We start from the raw sequence: 257 nt of genomic DNA on the forward strand, positions 1-257 counted from the left end.
GTCGTTATCGAGGCCAAGCACATGTGCATGATGATGCGAGGTGTAGAAAAGCAGAACTCAGTGATGATTTCATCGGTAATGCTGGGTGAGTTCCGAGACTCCCCGACTACCCGGCACGAATTCCTTAACCTCATTGGGCGACATACCTGAAATATGATACTAGCCGCATAGGAAGAACGTGGCCATGAGTGCAGTTTTCAATACGTTATCTCCAAGTCGTTTTAAAGTCTTGGGCTATAGTGGCTTGCTGCCGTTTG

General features: G+C 47.9%; 1 protein-coding gene. It reads left to right on the forward strand.

Going from position 1 to position 257, the window contains the following annotated elements; translation table 11 throughout:
• On the forward strand, nt 1–150 hold a 150-nt coding region (locus SB756_RS32230), incomplete at its 5' end, for a GTP cyclohydrolase I (RefSeq protein WP_197893672.1).
• Nucleotides 151–257: the final 107 nt, after the last annotated feature.

The organism is Pseudomonas sp. SIMBA_068 (assembly GCF_046534705.1).
GTDB lineage: Bacteria > Pseudomonadota > Gammaproteobacteria > Pseudomonadales > Pseudomonadaceae > Aquipseudomonas > Aquipseudomonas putida.